The sequence below is a fragment of the Candidatus Pantoea formicae genome, from assembly GCF_011752625.1.
GTDB lineage: Bacteria > Pseudomonadota > Gammaproteobacteria > Enterobacterales > Enterobacteriaceae > Pantoea > Pantoea formicae.
This window is the reverse complement of the sequence record NZ_VWXD01000003.1, coordinates 127428-149960: the sequence shown is the minus strand read 5'-3', so window position 1 is coordinate 149960 and position 22533 is coordinate 127428. Positions and strand designations below refer to the sequence as shown.

16 protein-coding genes are annotated in these 22533 nt (G+C 52.6%); 8 read left to right on the top strand and 8 right to left on the bottom strand.

Annotated features, from left to right (window positions below; translation table 11 throughout):
• Window positions 1-78: 78 nt before the first annotated feature.
• Entirely contained in the window at window positions 79-2694 is a 2616-nt protein-coding gene (gene tssH / locus F3J38_RS09465; protein WP_167137503.1) for a type VI secretion system ATPase TssH, read from the top strand.
• Between the two features lies 1 nt (window position 2695).
• Window positions 2696-4129, top strand: coding sequence for a serine/threonine protein kinase (locus tag F3J38_RS09460; RefSeq protein ID WP_167137500.1), 1434 nt, complete (start codon window positions 2696-2698; stop codon window positions 4127-4129).
• A 1-nt stretch (window position 4130) separates the two neighbouring features.
• On the opposite strand, the gene F3J38_RS09455 is transcribed toward F3J38_RS09460, so the two are convergent.
• The 4 genes from F3J38_RS09455 to F3J38_RS09440 all read right to left on the bottom strand — a co-directional run bounded on the left by F3J38_RS09455 (window position 4131) and on the right by F3J38_RS09440 (window position 8910).
• Window positions 4131-4529: a hypothetical protein gene (locus F3J38_RS09455; RefSeq protein WP_167137497.1), complete on the bottom strand. Its 399-nt coding sequence runs from the start codon at window positions 4527-4529 to the stop codon at window positions 4131-4133.
• Window positions 4526-5329 (bottom strand): glycoside hydrolase family protein, encoded by an 804-nt coding sequence (locus F3J38_RS09450; RefSeq protein WP_167137495.1) that lies wholly within the window; start codon window positions 5327-5329, stop codon window positions 4526-4528. Before F3J38_RS09450 ends, F3J38_RS09455 begins: the two co-directional genes overlap by 4 nt.
• Before the next feature lie 320 nt (window positions 5330-5649).
• On the bottom strand, window positions 5650-6822 hold the full coding sequence (locus tag F3J38_RS09445) for a YncE family protein (RefSeq protein ID WP_167137492.1): 1173 nt from the start codon (window positions 6820-6822) through the stop codon (window positions 5650-5652).
• A gap of 9 nt (window positions 6823-6831) precedes the next feature.
• Window positions 6832-8910 (bottom strand): TonB-dependent receptor, encoded by a 2079-nt coding sequence (locus F3J38_RS09440; protein ID WP_167137489.1) that lies wholly within the window; start codon window positions 8908-8910, stop codon window positions 6832-6834.
• 388 nt (window positions 8911-9298) lie between these two features.
• On the opposite strand from F3J38_RS09440, the gene F3J38_RS09435 reads away from it, so the two are divergent.
• A complete protein-coding gene (locus F3J38_RS09435) occupies window positions 9299-9814 on the top strand; it encodes a DUF6622 family protein (RefSeq protein WP_167137486.1) in 516 nt (171 codons plus the stop codon).
• Window positions 9815-9861: 47 nt separating this feature from the next.
• Here the strand turns inward: F3J38_RS09435 and F3J38_RS09430 are convergent, their stop codons facing one another.
• A complete protein-coding gene (locus tag F3J38_RS09430; RefSeq protein ID WP_205298205.1) occupies window positions 9862-10494 on the bottom strand; it encodes a glutamate racemase in 633 nt (210 codons plus the stop codon).
• Between the two features lie 109 nt (window positions 10495-10603).
• Here F3J38_RS09430 and F3J38_RS09425 point away from each other — a divergent pair, with 109 nt between their 5' ends.
• Both F3J38_RS09425 and F3J38_RS09420 read left to right on the top strand, forming a co-directional pair.
• Complete coding sequence (locus F3J38_RS09425) at window positions 10604-11227, top strand: LysE family translocator (protein ID WP_167137483.1); 624 nt, start codon at window positions 10604-10606, stop codon at window positions 11225-11227.
• A gap of 90 nt (window positions 11228-11317) precedes the next feature.
• Entirely contained in the window at window positions 11318-12784 is a 1467-nt protein-coding gene (locus F3J38_RS09420; protein WP_167137481.1) for a catalase, read from the top strand.
• A gap of 756 nt (window positions 12785-13540) precedes the next feature.
• Here the strand turns inward: F3J38_RS09420 and F3J38_RS09415 are convergent.
• Together F3J38_RS09415 and F3J38_RS09410 are read right to left on the bottom strand one after the other, a co-directional pair.
• Window positions 13541-15901: a membrane-bound PQQ-dependent dehydrogenase, glucose/quinate/shikimate family gene (locus tag F3J38_RS09415; RefSeq protein ID WP_167137479.1), complete on the bottom strand. Its 2361-nt coding sequence runs from the start codon at window positions 15899-15901 to the stop codon at window positions 13541-13543.
• Between the two features lie 406 nt (window positions 15902-16307).
• Window positions 16308-17600, bottom strand: coding sequence for a Fic family protein (locus F3J38_RS09410; RefSeq protein ID WP_167137476.1), 1293 nt, complete (start codon window positions 17598-17600; stop codon window positions 16308-16310).
• Between the two features lie 370 nt (window positions 17601-17970).
• Here F3J38_RS09410 and F3J38_RS09405 point away from each other — a divergent pair, with 370 nt between their 5' ends.
• The 3 genes from F3J38_RS09405 to F3J38_RS09395 all read left to right on the top strand — a co-directional run bounded on the left by F3J38_RS09405 (window position 17971) and on the right by F3J38_RS09395 (window position 21849).
• A complete protein-coding gene (locus F3J38_RS09405; RefSeq protein ID WP_167137474.1) occupies window positions 17971-19110 on the top strand; it encodes a metallo-dependent hydrolase in 1140 nt (379 codons plus the stop codon).
• Window positions 19111-19120: 10 nt separating this feature from the next.
• Entirely contained in the window at window positions 19121-20356 is a 1236-nt protein-coding gene (locus F3J38_RS09400) for an MFS transporter (protein ID WP_167137471.1), read from the top strand.
• 173 nt (window positions 20357-20529) lie between these two features.
• Entirely contained in the window at window positions 20530-21849 is a 1320-nt protein-coding gene (locus F3J38_RS09395; protein ID WP_167137468.1) for an MFS transporter, read from the top strand.
• Window positions 21850-21852: 3 nt separating this feature from the next.
• Here F3J38_RS09395 and F3J38_RS09390 read toward each other — a convergent pair whose 3' ends face one another.
• On the bottom strand, window positions 21853-22485 hold the full coding sequence (locus F3J38_RS09390) for a DapH/DapD/GlmU-related protein (RefSeq protein ID WP_167137465.1): 633 nt from the start codon (window positions 22483-22485) through the stop codon (window positions 21853-21855).
• Window positions 22486-22533 lie beyond the last annotated feature (48 nt).

Here is a 22533-nt window from a genome sequence, read left to right as displayed (position 1 = left end):
CTACGAATCCATTTCGCTCAGACCTGCAGAGTCGCCATTTATGACGACCTGGGATATGCACATTAATAAGGGAACACCATGTCAGATATCCGTCGCAACGTACTGTTTAGCAAATTGAATCGCACTCTGTTTACGTCACTGGAAAGCGCGACCGCGTTTTGCAAACTGCGCGGTAATCCCTATGTCGAAGTGGTGCATTGGCTACATCAGCTCTGGCAACAGCCGAACAGTGACTTACAGCAGATTGCGCGTCGCTTTGAAATCGATGAACGTCAACTGGGTGCTGACCTGTTACAGGCATTAGATCGTCTGCCGCGCGGTGCCAGCGCGGTGGCAGACCTTGCTGAGCACATTGATAACGCCGTCGAGCGCGCGTGGATATATTGCTCACTCAGCGTCGGCGAAACACAGATTCGTGGAGGCCATCTGCTGCTCGCCTTATTGAAAACCGTCGCGCTACGTCACGTTTTGATAGCTATCTCCAGCGAATTTGGCCGTATCAGCGCCGATCGCCTGCTGGAAAGCTTCAGTGATTTCGTCCAGGGCAGTGATGAACATTCCACTACCTCAAGTGACAACGTCACGAAAACTACTGCCGTTCCCGCAACCGGTGAGCATGTGTTAGCAAAATATGGTCGCGATCTCACTGCCGAAGCGCGCGCCGGCAATATCGATCCCGTTGTCGGTCGCGATGATGAAATTCGTCAGATGGTGGATATTTTATTACGACGTCGCCAGAACAATCCTCTGCTTACCGGTGAGGCCGGGGTCGGAAAAACCGCGTTGGCCGAGGGCCTGGCGCAGTGCATTGCCAGTGGCAAGGTGCCACCACCGCTACAACAGGTGCAGCTTTGGCTACTGGATATCGGCCTGTTGCAAGCCGGTGCATCGGTCAAGGGAGAATTTGAAGCGCGCCTGCAAGCGGTGATCAATCAAGTTCAATCCAGCCCGCAGCCGATTGTGTTGTTTATTGATGAGATTCACACGCTGGTCGGCGCAGGTGGTCAGCAAGGCACAGGCGATGCGGCCAACCTGTTGAAACCAGCATTGGCGCGTGGCCAACTGCGTACCGTGGGTGCCACCACTTGGGCAGAATATAAAAAATATATTGAGAAAGACCCGGCGCTGACGCGGCGTTTTCAGCCCGTGCAGGTGGCCGAGCCGGATGAGCCAACCGCCATTCTCATGCTGCGTCATTTGGCCAAACCGTTATCACAGCACCATCAGGTGCTCCTGCTGGATGAAGCATTACAGAGTGCCGTGCGCCTTTCCCAACGCTACATCCCTGCCCGCCAGCTACCGGATAAAGCCATTGCACTACTGGATACCGCCTGCGCGCGCGTGGCCGTGAGCTTGCACCATCAACCGCCACAGTTGGCCTTTTGTCGACAGCAGCTCGCCGCACTGCAACTGGAAATCGAGATTGCCGAACGCGAAGCACGCCTCGGCTTTGACTCAGCGGCGACACGGATTGCCAATGCCCAACAACAGCAAGCCGTGTTGCAAGACGAAGAGCAGCAATTAGATCTGCGCTGGCAGCAAGCCCTCGCGTTAACACAGCAACTGAGTGCGCTGCGCGCTGAGTTGCTCGCCGATGAAGACGCGGAACGTCGTGCACGTTATCAGGCATTGCAACAACAGTTAGACCAACTGCAGGGCGACACACCTTTAACCTACCCGGCAGTGGATAGCAGCGTGGTAGCCAGCGTGGTGGCTGACTGGACCGGCATCCCGCTGGGTCGCATGTTGCAGAGTGAGCGCGATGCCGTGCTGAATCTCGCCGCTACGCTGGCAAATCGGGTTATTGGCCAGCAGTACGCGCTGAGTGCCATCGCGCAGCGCATCCAAACCTCGCGGGCTGGACTTGACGATCCCGGCAAACCGATTGGCGTTTTTATGCTGTGTGGCCCTTCAGGCACCGGCAAAACCGAGACCGCACTGGCGCTGGCTGAGACGCTGTACGGCGGTGAACAGAATTTAATCACCATCAACATGAGTGAATTCCAGGAGTCGCACAGTGTTTCCACTCTCAAAGGCGCACCGCCTGGCTACGTCGGTTATGGCGAAGGCGGTGTGCTGACTGAGGCCGTACGCCGTCGTCCCTACAGTGTGGTGCTGCTGGATGAGATCGAAAAAGCGCATCCTGACGTCCATGAAATCTTCTTCCAGGTATTCGATAAAGGCTGGATGGAAGATGGTGAGGGGCGCCGTATCGATTTCCGTAATACGGTGATCATTCTCACCTCTAATATCGGCAGTGATGAAATAGCGGCTACTTGCTCCGATAACAGCCACCCATCCGACGCGGAGTCGTTAAATGCCCTGCTGCGCGCACCGCTCCGTGAGGTGTTTCCCGCCGCTCTGTTAGGTCGCTTATCGGTGATCCCTTATGTCCCGCTGAGCGACGCCATGCTTATTCGCATCATCGATCTGCGTCTGGCAAAAATTCAACAACGCTTGCTTGAACGCCATGCCATCACGGCGGAATTCACTCCAGCAGTGGCTCAACAGATCATGCAACGCTGCACAGAGGGGGAATCCGGTGGACGGATGGTCGATGCAGTGCTGTCACAGACGCTATTGCCGCTAATCAGCTGCCAGTTGTTAAGTGAAGCTCCGGCAACCACGCCACGCGCATTGCAGGTGGATTACTGCCAGGCAGCATTCCAATTGCGCTTCAGTTCGGAGAGCTAACATGAGTGAAGCCAGCAACAAAAAATCGTCTCAGGCATTGCCGGTCGGTTACCGCTTTAACGAGTATGAAATTCAACAGGTGATTGGTGAAGGTGGCTTTGGCATTGTGTATCGCGCCTGGGACAGCGAATTAGACCGTACCGTCGCCATCAAAGAGTTTATGCCCGCCTCCATTGCCTTACGTGATGAGAACCATCATCTGCTGTTGCGCAGTGAACGCTTTTTGCGCCTCTACCAAGCGGGCTTGAACAGCTTTATGCAGGAGGCTAAAACGCTCGGCCGCTTCAACCATCCCCATCTGCTGCATGTCCTGCGTTTCTGGCAAGCCAATGACACCGCCTATATGGTAACGCTGTATTATCAGGGGGAAACCCTGAAAAGCCGCTACCTGCGTGATTTCACCCCCTGTGGTGAAACCGTGATTCGCGACATGTTGCCACCTTTGCTCAGCGCGCTAAAAACCCTGCACGATCACGACTATTTGCATCGCGATATCGCGCCAGACAATATCCTCATTCAGCAGGATGGTTCGCCGGTACTGCTCGATTTTGGTTCGGCCTGCAAAACCATTGGCCACCTCACGGATAAAACCGAAATTATGCTCAAGCCCGGCTACGCACCTATCGAGCAATACAGCGAAGGCCGCGATGGCGATCAGGGCCCCTGGACCGATATCTATGCGCTGGGTGCCGTGTTGCATACGCTGATATGTGGCGAAGCGCCGCCGGTCAGCGTTGTGCGTTCACTGAGTGATAGCTACCAGCCGCTGGCAGAACGGGAGCTGAGTGGCTACTCCCGCGGCTTGCTACGCACCATCGACCAGATGCTGGCCTGTGAACCCGAGCAGCGCCCACAATCGATTGTCGCCCTGCGCGATCTGTTGGTGGAAAACGACCGTGAGGTGCAGTGCGATGCGCCAGAACCGGAACTGACCATTGCGCGCGAAGAAACCTTGTTGCCTGCATTGGTGGTGCCGGAGGTTGCGCAGTCTGAACCCGCTGTCGCGCCGCCACGCAAACGGCGTCCTCTGTGGATTGGCGGCGGGATAGCGGCAGCAGGGTTAGTGACCCTGCTCGCTGTGCTCGGGTTTAATCGCCATAGCCCTCAACCCGTTGCTGTCGCCCCAACAAAACCGCCGGTAGCGGTGGCTGAGCAGAAAGTGACGCCGTCACCTAAAGCCACTGTGGCGCCTGCCCCTGTTACGCCTGCGCAGATTTATTTGCGCGCAGCGGATGCTACCCAGCTCACTCAGATTGAAATCAACGGCAAGCCGCAAAGCACGGAAGATCAGGATGGCATGAAAAGGTTGAGTTTAGTGCCGGGTGACTATCAGTTGCAGGTCACGCGCAAGGAGGGGGGGAGTTGGCAGCACAAACTGCATATAGATGAAGGGAGTGGCACCTGGTTGGTGAATGTGCCGTCTCCCGAGAGCTAATTCACTCGACGACGTTGCCGTTTTCGCTAAACAGCACCTTGTCGCCTTGGGCTTGGTGCTGTGAAACCTGCAACGTCCAGACGTGGTTGTCATCGTTGCCCGCGCCTGCCGCCGGTGATAGTACGTAGCTGTAATCGCCGTTGCGGAAAATGTAACCACGAAAATCGTGTGAGGGTCCAATATTCAGCGTCGAACCTTTAAGCGTTAATTCGTGGTGATTCTTTTTATTGATCGAGTGGTAAACGATGCCATCACACTCCACATCCCCCTCAACGCACTTGCTGGTATCAAGAAACACTTGATAACTTTTGCTGTCGAAGAATGGTTTTTTCGTAGCAGACGTCTGCGCCATGGCGTGGAATGAAAAACAGACCAGTGATAAAGCGAGGAGCTTTTTCATAATTTGATATAAATTCCTTTGTGATAAACGTTCAATTCGCTTTTTCTGCGATTCACTAATCCCTTCATGCGTACTCCACGCGAATAGACAAACTGCATCCATGCGCGATCCAAATCCTCCGGTGATTCGCCATTAATCACTTTCAACGCCGTCGAGTAATACAATCCTTTATGGTTCAGATTATCTCGCGTGCCAATATTAAATGCCAGCATCACTAATGCATCAAATTCATTTTGCGTCAGAGATACTTTGACATAATTACGCACGGCATCGACGAACCGTTTTAAATCCTGGGAGAAGAGTGTTTCTGCTGCCTGCTCTGAAATGCCATCTTTAAACTGATCGAATTCACTTTGGCGACTTATCCAATGTCCGTAGCCAATGGTGGCTCCCGCCGTCCAGTTGCTGATGGTGCTTGACGAGTGATCGTCATAGGGCAGCGTATGCAGTTGTTCATATTGCATCATTAACTTAAGCACTTGATAACTCGGGTACATCGTCTTTGGATTTTTGCGCGCACCCTTCGGATTGCTCCCCGTGGAACCGTGTGCGCGTGGCAGTGCGCTGCGTTGTCCAGAGGTTAACTGAGTGAGTGTTTTTTTACCGGGTGACACCAGACCATCGGGATGGTGATAAAAATGTTTCTGGTAGGTGATAATCGCTTTAGTGGTGTTATTTCCGCAAATTCCATCGACTTGTAATTGCGGGAAACCATTCTGGTTTAATAATTTCTGTACTAATCTGACATCTTGCGGTCGATTTGCTCCGCGCAACCCAACACTGTCCTCTATTGTTTCCATTGTTCGCCTCAAAAATTCTTTATGGGAATAATTTTATTGACGCCTGAAAGCACGTAGCAGGCAATTATGCAGTATTCGTCATTACTATAATTGATCAGGATAGTAGGATTGTTCTTAAAGTCTTAAATGACATTTTCATGACAAACCCTGATGGATGGAAATATTTCTCGCGACAGGGGAAAGGAATAATAAACTTCTGCGTTGACCAAGATCAGGGCCAATATCGTAGCGGTTTAGCCTATTACGCTGCTGTCAGCAGTCAGGCTGCTAAGGTTGCGTGATAAACCGCACCGCTACGACACATTCATGACCTCGCCATATTACTCATCTATGCGCGCCACACTCTCCAGTTTGCCCGCTTTGGTGGCCGCACCGTCATTTTTAACGGTGACAAACAGCGCGTGGTTCGCTTCATCCAGTGCCAGGCTGTTGGGATGCGGAGGCAAGTTCAGCGTCTTAAGGCGTTTTAACGATCGTGCATCAAATACGGAGACGGTCCCCGTGCCCTGCTCGACCCTTACTCCGTTACGGTTGGTGACATAAATACGCTGCCGCTGTTCATCCAGCAGTAGGCCAATCGGCACCTGATCGGTATCGGTCTTAGCCAGCACCTTGCCGCTGTCTGCATCGAATGCAAACAGCTGATGTCCGCTACTGCGACGGGTGTAAGAGTGACCGAGATAGTTATTGCGAGGCTTATCGCGATCAATGCCCTGATCCACACCAAGTAGTCGGTTATTCTCGGGGTCATACGCCAGATTCAACAGTTGATCGGCCTCGATTTCCTGTGTCTTCGTCACCTTTAATGTATCGGCATTCACGGTCATCAGTTGCCCCTGCATATTGGAGACAAATACTCTGCGCCCCACTTCATCAATCGCGATGCCTGTGGCATAAAAACCAAAACCGGGAATGACTTTTTCGAGTTGCAGCTTGTGAGTGTCCACCACAAATAGCACGCTTTCCACGCCGTAGCCCAAACCGGGTAAAAACAGGCGTCCGCTCGGTGCGTCATATTTTACTTCGCGGACTTTATACAGATAATCGTCACTGATACCGAAGCGCTGCAACTCTTCAAGTAAATAAGCTAAGCGCTGGCCGCCAATCCCCGCATCACGATAGGCTGCGGCCAGATTGACTTTAGGCTGCAAGGGGATATCGCCAAGGGGTTGATTACGGTCGATATCGACTACGCCGACTGCACCATTGAACCCCTGACTGACATAGAGCCGGTTATGGCTATCATCCAGTGCCACCCCGAAAGCTTTAACCTTTTGCGCAATGGTGGCCTCTGCTTTGAGTGTGAGTGGATTAAGCCGCAGCACGCGGGATTTATCCTCCTGCTTCCAGTCCGGCGCGCTAACAAACAGTGCATTTTGCTTTGGGCTAAAGGCTAATTCTACCAGCGCCGGTGCCAGCGCTTCACGCACGGTTGCCGCACTCACGGACACACTCGCGATGAGCATCAATGAAGCCATGACTTTTCCTTTCATTATCTCTCCTTAGAATGTCAGTTCCAGCGCCGCACCCACCATGCGTGAGCGTTGCAGTGTTGCGCCATACACGTCATTACCGCTGACCATGGTTTTGCGGTCAGAATCAAACAGGTTTTGCGCGTACAGCGTGGCGCGACCATAGAGGAAGTTGTAAGCCAGTTGCGCATTCGCCGACCAGTAAGAACCAATACGCCCGCGTGAGTCGTTGTCATAGGCGGAGTAATAAGAGTCCGAGAACGCCACGTTGCCACTCACTTCCCAACCCGCTGCGACTTGCCAGGTTGCCCCGAGATTGGCGGTATAAGCTGGAGCACGAGCCAGTTCATGTCCTTCGACGCCGCTATCCGCAAACTTCTTAATTTTGGTTTTCAGTAAACCGACATTGCCGAACAGATTCAGATCCCAACGCGGGGTCCAGTTGGCTCCCAGTTCCGCGCCGTAGGTTTCGACTTTATCGGCATTGCGAATCACTGACGAACCGCTCGCAAGATAATACGGGAGCTGCATGTCCTTATAATCGTTATAGAAAATATTACTGGTGAGCACCAGATTCTCAGTGGCTTGATGACGGCTATACAACTCGTAGTTCCATACATATTCTGAGTCGTAGGTGTAGCTGGTGATTGGCGCGCTGAGGGTGATACCCGCGCCACCGGCGTTATAACCTCGGGCAATGCGGGCACCGTAGGTCTGGCCAGGCTGCGGCTTCCAGGCGAGATCCAGTTTCGGTAGGAAAACGTTATAGGTCTCATCCAGATCAACACGCACACTGTTGCTACCGCCCACACGCCGGCGATGCTCACTCTCAAGACGGCTGGCGGCGGTGATATCCACCTGCGGCGTGACGCCGTAGGTCATCTCTGCGTAGGCGGAGCTCGTGCGCGTCGAGTCTTTGAAGGTCGAACCCCCGAAGATATAAACCGATTCGTCTTGTGAAGCATCAAAGTAACGCAGCCCTGCCAAACCGCGCAGACGACTGTCACCGTCACCAAAATGCAGCACCGGCTCTACGTGGACCTCGCGCCCATCAATTTTTGCATGCGGCTGAGTGAGTGCGGTGTAGCGATTGATATTGAAGCCGGTATAAATCAGCTTATTCTCGAGCCGCAAAGTGGGACTGGCCTCCCACGCCACGTCCCAGATGCCACTATTGACGTTGCTTTTAAATACCGGTCGCCGCCATTCATAACGGGAGTTAGTGGGATGCGGCATCGGGTTGAGGCTCTCATTTTGCGGCGCACCGGCATCCGAGTGATTAAACGTGAGCTTGGTGGTGACATCGCGTAACCCTGCTGGATTCAGCAGCAATTTAGCGCGCGCATTGGTGGTCTGCACCTCGCGGGGATCACCCACCGGTGTATAAGCCGGTAGATCGATGTCGCTGCGGCGGCGTTGGCGATCGACACTGACACGGAACGCCAGTTGCTCATCAATCAGCGGTCCACTCGCCATGGCGGCCAGTTGCGATGCGTGCTGATTACCTAAGCCACCTTTAAGCGCACTCTCCCATTCAAAGCTGGGATCTTTGGTGGTCATGACAATGGCACCCGCGATGGCATTGCGGCCCTGAATGTAACTTTGCGGTCCACGGAAGACCTCAACGCGATCTAGATCCCACAATGATTGCGGTCCGTAGGCCTGTTCGTTATAGGTGAGCGCTCGACCATCGAGCGATAAACCGAGACGCGGACGAGTTCCGCTAAGAAAAGCCCCCGCGCCAGTGGAAGGGCCTGAACCGTCAACACCCCGCACGGTTGGCAGGTCATTACCGATACCGACATCCACGGTGTTGGCGGTCATACGGAGCAAATCATTGACGGTGTTTGCGCCTGGCAGCGCATCCATACGCCGGCTGTCAAAAACTTCAACGCTTGATCCGGTATCAAAAATGGATCGTTCCGTTTTCTCGCCTGTCACCACCAGTTCCTGTTCGTCCTGATAATTACGTTCACGGCTTTTGGTCGCTTCTTCCGTATCGTTTTCTGCGGCAGCGGCACCTGAAATGCCGATACAAAGACCGATCGCAATACTGATAGCTTTACGACGAACATAATAGCCGTGGTGTGTGGCCATAGACTGACGCATCTTGCGTGTCTCCTTTATCCCAAAGGTTTGAAAAAACATTCATGTTTATTGACACCGCCCACATTATATTGAATATCGTCTGCATTAATGTTCCTGGCAGACGGCAATAGCCAAGCCTCCTCTTTTGCAGAGGTTTTTATAAGAAGATGATCGCTAAGCGTAAAAAAGTGTTGCCAACCATAATCACTAATAACCATGGATGCAAATAATTATTGCGACTTTATCAAATAGCCTCGTTATTCACGGATCTATTAAATTACGCCGACCAAAGACTATTTTCGCTTCATCCGTAATTGCACTAAAATAATCTCACAACAGTGTGATTTTTTATCACAGGCTGAATGTGAGACTGAATGGGCAACCACTGATTAGGCTGCAGGAGAAAAACATGAATATGATGGCTTTGATTCAGCACACACCTGTGTGGGTGTGGGTTCTTTTCATCTATCTGATTTTTCGTGGTTTAAAAGCGTTACACACGCGAGAGGTGGCCGTACAAAAACTGTTTTATATTCCATTACTTTTTCTGATTTGGGGCCTTTTCGGGGTATTTCGCGAAACAACTTGGTTGGGTTATACCCTTTTAGCGATGATTGCAGGGGTATTGGTCGGTGGTGCAACAGGTGCTTTATTGAGTCGCGCCACCGCAAAACCTTTAGCGAGCGGTAATCGCGATACCATCACGAGACCGGGATCGGTGCTGCCGCTTATATTTATGCTATTGGCCTTTGTGATTAAATATACGCTTTCAGTCGCTGTGGTTATCCATCCAGAATTAATCGCTTCACTGCAATTCAATCTTATACACGGTGCATTAAGCGGGCTCACCATTGGAATATTTTGGGGCAGCATGCTGGTTTATTTTATTCCTTGGTATCATCACCGGAAAAAATTTTTATCATAAAATACCCAGAGATTTGGGCCTCGATGAATCCTGGCCCCATCGTCCGGTTAAATCACTGCTTTTAATGCCAGTTGCGGAATCGTTAATGGCCGCGATTCGGCACTGATGCTTTTTGCGGCGGCTGCCATTGAAACCTGCGCCAAAGCGACCTGCTGTGCACCCTGTTCACGCCCTTGTGCTACCGCTTCGGCAATCAATGCATGATATCGCTGATGATCACCGGCCTTGAATGCGGCCCAGGCATCAGGAATAAGCGCCACCTGCGGCTGCTTATCAGCAGGTAAAGACGCCGGACAGAACAATGCGCGAGTTGCGGCCAACGTTGACTCCGCAGCACACAACACCAATGCAGGTCCTGCGATTTGATGCAGGTGATCGGCTAGCATGCGGTCGGTGCGATAAATGGGACAGTCGTGCTCATCGACGACAAAGCTATCGGCCACTGGGCCAAGGGTAGAACAGGTGATCAGAATCGCGTCGAACCAAGGTGTCAACGTGTGTAAAAACTGATCTAAGCGTTGCTGCTGATGGGGTGTCATGCCGCCACTGCTCTCCGCTTCAGCGAGCAGATGTGGCATCACAATATGACTCAGCGCGGTAACCGGTAACCCGAGTGCATGTGCCGCATCATCGAAGAGTGCGATATTACTGGCGGCAGTGTGGAGACAAGCAATCGTCATAATAATCCCTTACGTTAATTCATGATGTTAAGTGCGAACAGCCAGAACAGTATTGCTTTACACCTGATCTTTATTCAAAATTATTTAACATTCCTTTGCTATTACGTCGATGAATTTGCACCTGCTCGCCTTCATTATTGCGATCTTACCGGTGGCCTTGTCGCCGGGAGCAAGTTTTACGCTCGCAATCAACAACACTCTGGTTGCAGGCTCTCGTGGACTCGCGGCAATCATCCTTGGCACCGCGCTGGGAATTTACACTCATGCGCTACTGATTGGCTTGGGCATCAGCGCCCTGCTGCTGCACTCGCCGATTATTTTCAATCTGCTGAGTTTTGCTGGCGCCGCGTATTTGCTATGGCTCGGCATGCAATTAATGCGTCGAGGTCGTCACATCTCTCAGCCGGTTGCCTCACATCGCACTGCACGTATCGGCATTAAGGATGCGTGGCTCGCAAATGTGCTTAACCCAAAAGCGGTGATGCTCTACCTGACCGTGGTATCGCAGTTTGCGGGGCGCGATCATGCGTTAGCTCACTATCTTCTGCTGGCTTCGATCCATATTGCCATTATGAGCCTGTGGCTGGTGATTATCTGTTTTACGCTGCTGACTTCAGCGCGGGTTATCAATATACGTAAGTTGGCCATTGCCATTAATATCGGTGGTGGGTTAATACTGGTGTTTTTTGCTATCAGTAATCTGGTTCAACTCATCATGACGCTAAAGCATTAACTCTCGCCTCCCCTCCCGCTTCGCCTGCAAGTTTGGTCGGTGCTGCTACCTTTAGGGGGTTGCATTACCCTTACAAAAGCTGGAGATATTATGAGCAATCAAGATCGTAAACCGACCACCACGGATGCTGGCATTCCGGTAGCCAGCGATGAGCACTCTCTTACCGTTGGGCCTGATGGCCCACTGGTGTTGCACGATCACTACCTGATTGAGCAGATGGCCAACTTTAACCGCGAACGTATTCCTGAGCGCCAGCCCCATGCCAAAGGCAGCGGCGCGTTTGGCCACTTCAAAGTCACTGAGGATGTGAGCCGCTATACCAAAGCCGCTGTATTTCAGCCCGGCACCAAAACTGATGTGGTGATGCGCTTTTCAACCGTTGCAGGTGAACGCGGCAGTCCCGATACCTGGCGCGATCCGCGAGGTTTTGCCCTCAAGTTTTACACCAGCGAAGGCAACTACGACATGGTGGGCAATAACACGCCGGTGTTCTTTATTCGTGATCCGATGAAGTTTCAGCACTTTATTCGCTCGCAAAAACGCCGTGCTGACAATAATCTGCGCGATCACAACATGCAGTGGGATTTTTGGACGTTGTCGCCAGAGTCAGCCCATCAGGTCACCTGGCTTATGGGCGACCGTGGCATTCCCAAAAGCTGGCGTCATATGAATGGCTATTCAAGTCACACTTACATGTGGGTGAATGCGCAGGGTGAGAAGTTTTGGGTGAAATATCACTTCAAAACTGACCAAGGAGTTGAGTTTCTTGCCCAAGAGAATGCGGATACTTTGGCGGGACAGGATGGTGATTACCACACCCGCGATCTGTTTAATGCGATTAAACAGGGCGAGTTTCCCAGCTGGACGCTTTATATGCAGGTCATGCCGTTTGCCGAGGCAGAAACCTATCGCTTTAACCCATTCGATCTCACCAAAGTATGGCCGCATGCGGATTATCCCCTGATCAAAGTCGGCACGTTACAACTCAACCGCAACCCTACCGATAATCATGCGCAGATCGAACAAGCGGCGTTTGAGCCAAACAACCTGGTGCCGGGCATTGGTTTGAGCCCTGACAAGATGCTAATTGGACGAGTGTTTGCCTACGCTGATGCACACCGCGCGCGCTTAGGCGTGAACTACAAACAAATCCCGGTCAACGCGCCACACGCCCCGGTACACAGCTACAGTAAAGATGGCGCGATGCGCATCAATCCCGTGTCCGATCCGGTGTATGCACCTAATTCCAAAGGCGGTCCGGTGGCGGATGGCGAGCGTTATCCCACCGACTCCACTTGGGAATCACAAGGCAACATGGTGCGTGCGCCGTATACGTTGCGCAAAGATGATGATGATTTCGGTCAGGCGAATACCTTGGTGAATAAGGTGATGGATGACGCCGCGCGCGACCGTTTGGTCAATAACGTCAGCGGACATCTATTGGATGGCGTGGAGGAACCGGTGTTATCCCGTGCGTTCGAATATTGGCGCAACATCGACAAAACCATTGGTGACCGCATTGCACAACGGGTGCAAGCAGAGCGAGCGAAACGTTAATCACACGATTGTGTTGAGCCTGTGAGAATAACGCAGTCTGGTGCTGCTTAGGCGCTTGTGTTCAGGTGATAACGCAGTCTGGTGCCGCTCTGGGGTTGCCGGTACAGGCCATAACGCAGTCTGGTGCCGATCTGGGGCTGGCGGTCCTCGCGCCGCTGACGCGGTACCTTCACTTCACTCGTCAGCCTGACGGACCGGTGCAGACGGGACTTTCCCTGTCCCGGCTGCACCTTTCGCCAGCATCCATGCTGGCTCTCCTGGCTTCCTCATTCCGTTCAGCGCTGCGAAATGCCAGCCCCAGAGCGGCCCCAGCCTGCTTGCTAACATCTGTTTACGCTGTTGGAGAGGGCACGATGAATCAGGCGATAGCTTTTACTGCCACAAAGGGCACAGTGTTTGAGGCCACATCGCCTTTGCTTTTGCAAAGGGCACAATGTTTGAGGCCACAGCGCCTCTGCTGCTGCCACGGGCTATTCGCAGCGCTGAGGCGGAGACGTTGTGCCAGGAGCCAGTCGCAGGGATGCGACAGGCAGTTCGGGTAGGCCAGGACGGCCGTACCCGAACGTTCCGGCCGGCACGACGTTGCAGCCGAGGGCACCGCGCAGCGGCGCGAGGACGGCCCGTGGCAGCAGCAGAGGTGCTGCGGCCCGCACTAACAAGTGCAAAAAAGGCTGCCATTCTCAAAAATGGCAGCCTCTCAATGATGGTCTTAACTATCAGGCACTAAGCACTCACTGCGCCCTAACCACGACATGATTATTTCAAACGGAATGCAACCACGCTGTCACCGGCTTGGGTGCCAAGCGAACCGTGTCCACCTGCGGCAATCACCACATACTGCTTACCATCTTTACCCATAAAGGTGGATGGTGTGGCTTGCGCGCCTGCGCTCAGTTCGATCTGCCACAGCAGTTCACCAGTGGTGCTGTCATAGGCGCGGAAGAAGTTATCTGCCGTCGCGCCATGGAACACCAAGTCACCCGCCGTTAACAATGGACCACCGTGCGCCACCATACCCATTGGGAAACCAATCGGGAATCGGCCTGGCAGGAAGCTGGTTTTCAGGTTTTTAGTCACACCAACGCGACGTAACCATTCAGTTTTACCGGTTTTCAGATCAACGCCCACCATACGACCCCACGGCGGTGCGATACACGGAATACCCAAGCCAGACGCCAATTGCTGGATATGAATCGCGTAGTCACCCTGGAAGTTTTCGTTCCAGTAAGGCTGACCGTCTTTGGTAAACAGACGCTGTGTTTCAGTCTGCGGCGTACGTTTGATCAGATTGTACTTGTAGGCCAGACGCACTGGCGCGGCAATCAGCATCTGACGCTGTGGATCAACCGCCACAGAACCCCAGTTGAACACGCCAATATTACCTGGGAAGATCAGCGAGCCAGCTTCGGTGGCAGGCGTCCATGGGTTGCCGTCGTAGCGCAGTGAACGGAAGTCCATGCGGCATGACATCTGATCAAACGGCGTGATGCCCCACATTGACTTCTCAGTCAATGGGTCCGGAATGAAGTTCAGGCTCGATACCGGCTGCGTGGCGGCGAATTTCTCACCTGGCACACCACCTTCGGTGGATACCTTCACTTGATTCACTGGATAGACAGGTTGCCCCGTCAAACGATTCAACACAAACAGGTTGCCGGTTTTGGTCGGCAGGATCACCACGGGCTGTTTCTGGCCCTGATAATCGATATCCAACAATGACGGCTGAGACGGGTTATCGCGATCCCAAAGATCGTGATTGGAACTCTGATAACGCCATTTAAATGCACCGGTCTGCAAATCCAACGCCACCAAGGCGTCACGGAATTTCTCGGTATTGCTGTTGGCATCACGTTCAATGCCTACTTCATCTGGAGAAGCATTACCGAAAGGTACATACACTAGACCATTTTTCAGATCGGCGCTCAGTGTGCCCCAGGCAACCGGCGTATCCTGCGGATAGTTTTGACCTGCGGCAATCGGCGAGGTGCTATCAGGGTTTGCGGGATCGAAGTTCCATACCAAACGTCCGGTTTCGGCGTCATAAGCACGGATCACACCTGATGGGTTGCCGCTGTTGAAGCCGTTGTCCATGACAGAACCACCGACAATCACCAGCTTACCCGCCACCAGCGGCGCTGCGGTTTGCATCAGCGCATGTGGACGTACTTCGCCCATATTGGCATGCAAATCCACCACACCATTGGTACCGAAATCGGCGCAAGGTTTGCCAGTATCTGCATCTAACGCGATCAGCTGTGCATCCGTCGTGGCGTTGAAGATACGTTTACGGCAGATGGCCGGTGCAGCAGCAGAATCCTGCGCGGCTACAGGGCTTTGCTCGTAATAACTCACACCACGGCAGGTTTGGTGCTGCTGAAGGTAAGAACGATCTTTGTTAGGTGTGTACTTCCATTTCACAGCACCCGTTTCTGGATCAAGTGCGTGCACTTCATTGTGCGGGGTGCAGAAATAGAGCATGCCATTGGCTTTCAACGGTGTTGCTTCAAAGGTGTATTCGCTGGCATCCGCATCCTGACGTAAATCGCCGGTGTGATAAGTCCAGGCCACCGCAAGGTTTTTCACGTTGTCTTTGGTGATTTGATTCAGCGCGGAGAAACGCTGGCCATCAGTGGTACCACCGTACGCCGTCCAGTCATTTGCGGCACCCCGCTCGCTGGTTTGCTCGCGTGCGTTAGTGATGGTGCCCGCCTGCGGCAATGGATCGTAGAAACACAGACCGATCACTACCACAATCATCACGATCACCGTACCACCCAGGAAGGTGTGGAAGCGACGTTCGCCTTGATACAGCGGTTTCACCACCCATGGCATCGCCAGCCACAGACCAATCACGCCGAAGAGGTCGCCGCGCGGGATCCACTGCCATTTATCAAAGCCCACTTCCCAGATAATCCAGGCAAGGGTAATCCACATCAGAACCGCATACAGCGCCAGCGCACTACGCTGGTTTCTGAACAGTAAAATGGCGGTGATCAGTAAGCCTACCGCCATCAGTGCATAAAACGCGCTGCCGCCCAGCATCAGCAGCTTCCCACCCATATAGAGCAGCGCTAATGCCAGAATCGCCAGCACGATACTGGTTAATTTGTTAACCATGCCAATCCCTCAACGTTTTTCATCAATTACCACCCAAAATAAACCTACATAAACTCAACAGAATTTTAACGTACGTTAGCGAAAGGTAAAAACCCGTTGCTGAGTGTGTCGTTAGCTCCGCTTATGAATGTAGCCGGGCTAATCACTGACAAATCAGGCGGCATTCAATCTGTGATTGAAATCACGTTTTATTTTTCGCAGCGAGAATTAATCATTAGTGAGGATAAATCGCATTTTTTGATAACGGGAACTGTATGAATTCCCGTCTTTACAGACTTTTCGCCACACCGCTGACGTTGTGGCGGAAGTTGTTAACATTGTTGTGAGCGATTATTGGCAATGGAAAGTTGGGAGGATATCGCAAGCAATCGCAAAAATAGTACTTTTTGCGATTTCTTGCGATCGATTAGCGTTTTTTCAACCACTCTTTAAGTTTCCAGAGTGAGACCGGCGCTTGATAAACCGTGCCCTTGCCCTCTTTGATGGGTCTCAGTAACCCCTGATCGGCAAGATTTTTTAAACGACTGCGTGCGGTATTATCGGCGACACCGAGTCTGGATTTCACACCGGCGGCGCTCAACAAAGAACCCGGCGCGTGCAGCGCAATGGCCATGATGTCCAGCTCACCTTTCGCCAACGTCATGTTTTCCTCTACCCAGTGCACCAGCCGCGACCGTTCCTGACGCAGCGTAGTAATTTGATCTGTGAATGCGTTCACTGCTCGCATCACTATTTCACATTGAAACTGGACAAAATAGGTCAGGTCGAGCTCATCCGTTTCACTGTAGAGGTATGACATACCGTATTTGACGGCGGCCGCTTTAAGGAGTTTGCTGATCGATATGTAACGGAACGCATGATAGCCACGACGAATCAAATGATGATAGAACAAACCCCGCGCCGTGCGGCCGTTGCCATCATTAAATGGGTGGATATAACCAATGGCAAAGTGCAAAACACAAGCCACCAGCAATGGGTGTGTGCCCTGCTGTTCAAGAAATTCGACTTCAGCGCATAACGCATCAAGCATGCCGTTTAATAGGGTGTAATCGGGGGGTTGATGGATAATTTCGCCGTCACGTCCTGCCACAAAAACATCGTTATTGCAGCGCACCTCCCCCGGCCGATATTTTTCGTCATTGATTCCTGCACAGGCAATGTGATGCATGTGCAAAATATCGGCACGCGTTAGCGGTCCCTCTCCCATAGCAGCAATATGCTGCATCAGCCGCCAGTTCCCCATAATCATGCTTTCATCTTCGTTACGGGGTTCCCGGCCTACCGCCAGCAGTTCCATCGCCACGCGTGAGGTCGTTGCTGCGCCTTCGAGCTGACTGGAGGAGATCGCCTCTTCCATGATCAATTGGGACATCAGATAGGAGGCCGCGTCCTCGTCAGTAGGCTGACCATTGCGCGCAAACGTCATGCGATCCACCAGAGAAATGGCCGCGTTGATTTTGGCGGTAAAGTTGCAACTGACTTCTTGTGACGCGATGACAAAATGTTTAGCCGTACTGCGACGTTTAAATTTTAATGCACTCCACACGGCCAACCGCTCATCTGCATCACGAATTCGACGACTAAGTTCGTCGAAGTGCAAATAACGCGCATCCCACTCATCACAACGGCTCAGCAGTTCTACAGCCTCGCTGTTGGTCAAGGTATCTAGCAGTTGTTTAGGGGGGCGGCGTAATCTCATCTCAAGTAATCTCAAAAATGACGTATTTTGAGTTTACTTGAGGTACCCCTGGGTAGCAAATAAAAAAAGAAATGCTAACAAACTGAAATGTAAGCCTAATTAACTTCATGCCCTAGTAAAATTCAGCCATAGAAGTCATTAAATGAAGAAATGTCAGTTCGTAATTTTTCGTGTCTGAATAGCGTATTCCAGCATCGATCACAGAATCAGGAGAAGTGTGAAGAAGATAAAAGTGGTTTGTCTTTTTTGCCAGAAAACCCTGTGGCTTTAAGGGAAATTCCATGCAAATGACCGAGGCGCAACGCCACTTTTGTCGTCAGACTTGAATGTCAGGAAAAGTAAATAACCCCCGATAAGAGGTTGCCCTGCGATGTCTGAAAGTCACATCTTAATTAAAAATGCTGAAGTTATTGATCCCGCCAGGAATATCCAGCAACGCCAGGATATTCATATCCTTAATGACCTGATTGCCTCTCCCGATACGCCGGTTAGCGCTCGTACCGAGATCATCGATGCTAAGAATTGCTACCTGTTTCCTGGCCTGATTGATTATCACGCGCATGTCTTTTATGGCGGAACGCACAGTAGCGTACCGCCCGATCTCGCCTCATTACCTTTTGGCGTGACCACTATTGTTGATGCTGGCTCCGCAGGCTCAGCGAATGTTGAAAGTTTTTTACGTGACCAGATTCCCCGCAGCATGGTGCGCATCAAAGCGTTTGTGACGGCTTATCCCGGCGGACAACTTTGGCAAGAGGAAAACCACAACCCAGACTATTTTGATTTCCCCCGTCTGCAGCAACTATTCCGCCGTTATCCCGAAACGCTGCTAGGCCTGAAGCTGAAACAGGAGCGCGCTGTAGTGGGTGATCTGGGTTCCCGGCCCTTTCTTCGTGCGGTAGAGATGGCCGAGCAACTTAACTGTCGTGTAGCCGTTCACATGACCGATCCGGTTCAACCCACTGAACAACTGCTGGAAATATTCCGCAGCGGGGACGTGTTCGCACATTGTTTCCACGGTAAGGGTGACACTCTGCTCGACGAGAATGGGCAGGTCAAATCGGCGGCTCGACAAGCCCGTGCACGAGGAGTGATCTTCGATTGCGCACACGGGCGCAATAATTTCTCTCAGCGCGTCGCACAACTGGCAGTCAGCGATGATTTCTTACCCGACATCATCAGCAGCGACCTTTCCGCTTTGACGCTCAATCGTCCACCGGTGTTTGGCCTACCCTGGGTGATGTCTAAATTTCTTGCCATGGGCATGTCACTGTTCGATGTGGTGGAGCGCTGTACCGCACGCCCGGCCGCGCTGCTCGGCATGCCTCAGCAAATAGGAACATTGCAACCCGGTAGTTGTGCCGATGTGGCACTGTTCCGGTTGGAAAAACGCGATGTCAGCTTCACCGATGTCCATCAGCATACCCTTACGGGTAGCCAGTTGCTGGTGCCTCAACTCACCCTGAAAGCGGGCGTGCCACTGTGGCGCGCCAATTTCGGCCTTCACTGAGGTATTCCCTATGCGATCTCCCTGGCTCCGTATCGGCGGCACCTTGATGTTGGGTATGTTTATCTCCTACATCGACCGCACCAACCTTTCAGTCACATTAAAAGAAGTCGCGAGCGATCTTGGCTTCAGTGGCGCTGATTTTGCCACCACCTCTAGCCTGGTATTAACGGCGTTCTTGATTGGCTACATTGTGGCGAATATCTCTGGCGGTATTTTTACAACACGCTACGATCCCAAAACTATCGCCATTGGCATGATGGCACTTTGGTCAGTTGCCACCCTCGCGACAGGGTTTGCCAGCACCGTCGTCCTCTTGGTCGCCTGCCGCTTTGTCTTAGGTGTCGCCGAAGGGATTTACTGGCCGCAGCAGTCCCGCTTTGTTCGTCTCTGGTTTACCCCTTCGGAATTGACGCGCGCCAACAGTCTGATTCACTATTACGGCCAGTTTCTGGCGCTGGGTCTGGGTTTCATCATTTTGACGCCGCTGCACGATTTAATGGGTTGGCGTAATCTGTTCTTCCTGTGTGGCGGCATTGGACTGCTGATTATGGTGCCGTTGTACGCACGTGTGCTGCTGAATACCCGCGATGCACCCATTCAACCGGAAAAAGTGGCCCCGCGTCAGGCACGTCTGACACGCGAAGATTTTGGCGGACTCTCCTTTGTGCTGCTGATCGTCACTTACCTCACTCAGGGAATGCTGTTTTGGGGCATTACCTTGTGGATTCCGATGGCGGTGAGCTCGCTGGGCTTCAGTGGATGGAACGCGGCTTTAGCCAGTGCATTGCCTTATCTGCTCGCCGTGGTGTTGGCAATCCCGATGTCATGGCTCAGCGATAAAACCGGTAAGCGCATCCTCATCGCCTCGCTGGGATTGCTGATACCCGGCGCGATGTTACTGGTGCTGCCGCTGGTCCAAAGTGGCGTGATGAAAATGACGTTGATTACCCTCGCAATGGGCTATTACGCCAGCAGTTTCACGCCCAACATTTGGTCGATTATCCAATCTAGCGTGCGCCCTCACGCGGTGGGAGCTGCCGCAGGGATTGTCAACGGCTTGGGCGCAGGCGGTGGCGGAACCCTGGCAGGCTTTATGGTTGCTATGTTATATGCCCGTACAGGGAGCTACACATCCGGATTTGCCCTGCTCGGCGCACTGGTGATTATTGGCGGCGTATCGCTACTGACCTTTGGCTGGTGGCGCAGCCGTCATCCTGTCAATCAGGCTCAAACTGCCGCACTATAAAAGAACGCTTATGTGATCATGCTGGTGCAATTGATATTGTCAGGTGCGGTCTGCGGGCCGCCCTCTATTCGCAAGGCTTGTCGACACGCACCACGGAAAAGCCCTTAGCAGCCTCACCAAATTGGCATCAGCTTTGCTTAATGATTCCTGTGTTCTTTATCAGGAGTCGCGCTATGCAAGCATCCTCTACCCGCTACACCATTTTCTCTCTACTGTTTTTGATCGCGCTGATTAACTATGTTGATCGCGGCGCGCTCTCTTTTGCTGCTAACGCTATCTCCCAAGAGTTTCATTTCAGCAAAGTGCAACTGGGCGCGGTGCTGAGTTATTTCGGTTTCGGTTATCTGTTTGGCTCACTGTGTGGTGGTTTTCTTGCCGATCGGCTTGGCACCAAAAAGGTGTGGCTGATGGCGGGCATCCTGTGGTCGTTGCTGGAAATAGCTACAGCATGGGCCGGTGAAGTCGGTATGGCCATATTTGGGGGTTCCGCGATTATGGGATTTGCCGCGTTACGTATCCTGTTTGGTTTTTCCGAAGGCCCAGCCTATGCGCTGATGAACAAAACCATTGCTCACTGGGCGCCGGATAATGAACGCGGTTTCGCCTTGAGCATCGGTTTGCTGAGCACTCAGGTCGGTTCGCTGTTAACCGCCCCGATTGCCGTAGGACTATTACTGTTAACCAACGACTGGCGGATGATGTTTATTCTGCTGGGTGCTTTCTCCCTGCTGGCCATGCTGTTGTTTGCGCGTAACTTTACTGACACGCCTCTGTTGCACCCGCGCGCTAACGCGGCTGAACGCCAATTGATTATCAATGGGCAAAAGCGTGAAAGTCAGCATGAGGGCACGCTGCCGTGGTGGCGTTTCTTTACCAGCCGCACGCTGGTGTGCAACGCCCTGGGTTACTTTAGCTTCCTCTACATTACTTTTACGCTCGTCACCTGGCTGCCCAAATATTTGCAGGATAACTTCCACTACGATCTGCACTCGCTGTGGTACGTGGCCATGATTCCCTGGAGCGGGGCCTGTATCACGGTGCTGCTCGGCGGACGCATTGCCGATCGTCTATTGGCACGCTTCAACAACTTACGCCTGGCGAGAAATGTCTTTGCTTCCGTCACCTTATGCGCGACCGCTTGCTGCTTTATGGCGATTCCGTGGGTGGGTTCAGCGGCGGGCATTATCGCGCTGATGACGCTGGGTAATGCACTCAACGCCTTGGTGAATAACGTCTATTGGTCAGTGGTGATAGATGTTACCCCTAAAGCATCGGTGGGCGCGTACAGCGGTATGACGCTGGCGATTGCCAATCTCGCCTCGATCATCTCTCCAATGTTGTGTGGCTGGTTAGCGGAGTATTACGGTTACAACGCGATGTTCACCGTCACCGCCTGCATAGCTTTTGGCAGTATGCTGGCGATGACGTTGTTGCAACCCGAGAAACGCCTGAAGGCCGATGCACCGGCAGTAGCAGCACAGCAGGCGATGTAATTTCTATACCGCGTGCCGCTGGCAGAAGGCAGCGATATCCGGCGACTGGAAATCAGCCAGATGCGCCATCAGCTTCTCCAGCGGCCAGTTCCACCACGCAATCGCCTGCAACTGAGCAGCAATCTCTGGCGAAAAGCGACCGCGAATGGGTTTGGCCGGAACACCACCCACAATAGTGTATGGCGCGACATCTTTGGTCACTACCGCGCCCGCAGCCAGTACGGCCCCGTCCCCCACAGTCACACCAGGCAGCACAATCACACCGTGACCAATCCACACGTCGTTGCCAATGATCACACGATCGGCGCGACGATCGGCAAAGAAACTGGCATCACGCCGGGCCTGGTTATCATAATATTCCGGACAGTAAGTAAAGCGATGCTGAGACGCACGATCCATCGGATGATTGGGTGCACCAATACGCACCTGATTTGCGATAGCAGTAAAACGACCAATCTGCGCATCAGCGACACAACAGTGTTCACCCAAGTAAGAGAAGTCACCCAACTCGCTGTATTCAAGATAACTCTCAGCGAGGACTTCACATTGCTGACCAATGTGGGTATCGCGCATTCGCACGCTAGGATCAATGACAGAGTGTTGCAGTTTAGCCGGTTGGACAGCAGCGAGTGCCATAGGAAGCTCCGATGTGGTCAGATGTCTGGATAACGAGTAGTAACAGGT

Coding starts and splice junctions, on each gene's coding strand:
- tssH (WP_167137503.1), top strand. CDS start 79: ATGTCAGATATCCGTCGCAACGTACTGTTTAGCAAATTGAATCGCACT.
- F3J38_RS09460 (WP_167137500.1), top strand. CDS start 2,696: ATGAGTGAAGCCAGCAACAAAAAATCGTCTCAGGCATTGCCGGTCGGT.
- F3J38_RS09455 (WP_167137497.1), bottom strand. CDS start 4,529: ATGAAAAAGCTCCTCGCTTTATCACTGGTCTGTTTTTCATTCCACGCC.
- F3J38_RS09450 (WP_167137495.1), bottom strand. CDS start 5,329: ATGGAAACAATAGAGGACAGTGTTGGGTTGCGCGGAGCAAATCGACCG.
- F3J38_RS09445 (WP_167137492.1), bottom strand. CDS start 6,822: ATGAAAGGAAAAGTCATGGCTTCATTGATGCTCATCGCGAGTGTGTCC.
- F3J38_RS09440 (WP_167137489.1), bottom strand. CDS start 8,910: ATGCGTCAGTCTATGGCCACACACCACGGCTATTATGTTCGTCGTAAA.
- F3J38_RS09435 (WP_167137486.1), top strand. CDS start 9,299: ATGAATATGATGGCTTTGATTCAGCACACACCTGTGTGGGTGTGGGTT.
- F3J38_RS09430 (WP_205298205.1), bottom strand. CDS start 10,494: ATGACGATTGCTTGTCTCCACACTGCCGCCAGTAATATCGCACTCTTC.
- F3J38_RS09425 (WP_167137483.1), top strand. CDS start 10,604: ATGAATTTGCACCTGCTCGCCTTCATTATTGCGATCTTACCGGTGGCC.
- F3J38_RS09420 (WP_167137481.1), top strand. CDS start 11,318: ATGAGCAATCAAGATCGTAAACCGACCACCACGGATGCTGGCATTCCG.
- F3J38_RS09415 (WP_167137479.1), bottom strand. CDS start 15,901: ATGGTTAACAAATTAACCAGTATCGTGCTGGCGATTCTGGCATTAGCG.
- F3J38_RS09410 (WP_167137476.1), bottom strand. CDS start 17,600: ATGAGATTACGCCGCCCCCCTAAACAACTGCTAGATACCTTGACCAAC.
- F3J38_RS09405 (WP_167137474.1), top strand. CDS start 17,971: ATGTCTGAAAGTCACATCTTAATTAAAAATGCTGAAGTTATTGATCCC.
- F3J38_RS09400 (WP_167137471.1), top strand. CDS start 19,121: ATGCGATCTCCCTGGCTCCGTATCGGCGGCACCTTGATGTTGGGTATG.
- F3J38_RS09395 (WP_167137468.1), top strand. CDS start 20,530: ATGCAAGCATCCTCTACCCGCTACACCATTTTCTCTCTACTGTTTTTG.
- F3J38_RS09390 (WP_167137465.1), bottom strand. CDS start 22,485: ATGGCACTCGCTGCTGTCCAACCGGCTAAACTGCAACACTCTGTCATT.